2 protein-coding genes are annotated in these 1,553 nt (G+C 70.3%); both read left to right on the top strand.

Going from position 1 to position 1,553, the window contains the following annotated elements; translation table 11 throughout:
• Positions 1-787 (top strand): ABC transporter permease (locus HUK84_RS17650; RefSeq protein WP_176641417.1); only part of this gene is annotated, 787 nt, incomplete at its 5' end.
• 1 nt (position 788) lies between these two features.
• Positions 789-1,553 (top strand): ATP-binding cassette domain-containing protein (locus tag HUK84_RS17645; RefSeq protein WP_176641416.1); only part of this gene is annotated, 765 nt, incomplete at its 3' end.

Raw genomic sequence — 1,553 nt, 5'->3', positions numbered from 1 at the left:
CCTCGCCGCCGGGCGCGAACGGGCGCTGGCCGTCATCGGCTTCTGGCTGGTCGTGGCGATCATCGGCCCGATGCTCACGCCCTATGATACCGGGCAGGTCGTCAGCGGCACGGTGTTCGCCGGTGCGTCCCGGGCGCATCCGCTGGGCACCGACTATCTGGGGCGCGACACGCTGGCCCGGCTGCTGGACGGCACGCGGCACACGGTGCTGCTGTGCCTGGCCTCGACCCTGCTGTCCTGCCTGGCGGGCGCGTTCGTCGGGATCGCGACGGTGATCTCCCGTCCCTGGCTGGAAATGCTGGCCGGCCGGCTGGTGGACGGGTTGCTGTCGATTCCCAGCCTGCTGCTGGCCCTGCTGGTCATCGCCGCGTTCGGCAGTTCGATACCGACGCTGGTCCTGACCATGGCGGTGATCTACATGCCCGGCGCCTACCGGACCAGCCGCGCCCTGGCCCAGCGGATCGCCAGGCTGGATTTCGTCACCGTGGCGCGGGCGCGGGGCGAGGGGCGGGCCTATATCATCCTGCACGAAATCCTGCCCAACATGGCCGGCCCGATGCTGGCCGATGTCGGGCTGCGCTTCATCTACGCGGTGCTGCTGCTGAGCAATCTCAGCTTCCTCGGCATCGGGGTCCAGCCGCCGGGGGTCGATCTGGGGTCCATGGTACGGGAAAACCTGCTGGGCGTGGTCTATGGCGCCTATGCGATGATCGCGCCGACACTCGCCATTGCCGTTCTGACGATCGGCATCAATCTCGCGCTCGATTCCACCGGACGGAGGCGCTGAGATGACGGCGATCATCCATGTCGAGGGCCTGCGGATCGCCGGGCGCCGGGGACGCGGCGCGGAAACCCCGATCGTGCGCGGGGTGGATTTTTCGGTCCGGCGCGGCGAGATGCTGGCATTGATCGGCGAGTCCGGGTCCGGCAAGACGACGATCGCCCTGGCGCTGATGGGGCATGTGCGGCCCGGCTGCCGCATCACCGGCGGACGGGTCTCGGTCGCCGGGTACGACGTCGCGGCGATGAATGCCGAGGAACGCCGCGCGCTGTGCGGCCGGGTGGTCAGCTACGTGGCGCAGAATGCCGCCAGCGCCTTCAACCCCGCCCTGCCGGTCCTGCGGCAGGTGATCGAGCCGGCGCTGATCCATCGCGTCATGCCCCGGCGGGACCTCGAGGGCCGGGCGGTCGCCCTGTTCCGCGCGCTGGCCCTGCCGCAGCCCGAGAGGATCGGCGCCCGCTATCCCGGTGAATTGTCGGGCGGGCAGTTGCAGCGCCTGATGGCCGCGATGGCGCTGATGGCCGGGCCGGAAATCGTGATCTTCGACGAGCCGACCACCGCGCTGGACGTCACGACGCAGATCGAGGTCCTGGCCGCCTTCAAGAACGCGCTGGCCGACCAGGGTGTCACCGGCGTCTATGTCACCCACGACCTGGCGGTGGTGGCCCAGATCGCTGACCAGGCGGTGGTCCTGAAGGACGGCACGGTCCGCGAGACGGGGCCGGTCGCGCGCGTGCTGACCGCGCCGCGCGACGACTACAGCCGCCGGCTG

Origin of the sequence: Nguyenibacter vanlangensis, assembly GCF_013376155.1 — a bacterium.
Classification (GTDB): Bacteria; Pseudomonadota; Alphaproteobacteria; order Acetobacterales; family Acetobacteraceae; genus Gluconacetobacter; species Gluconacetobacter vanlangensis.
This window is presented reverse-complemented; position numbering and strand designations above follow the sequence as displayed.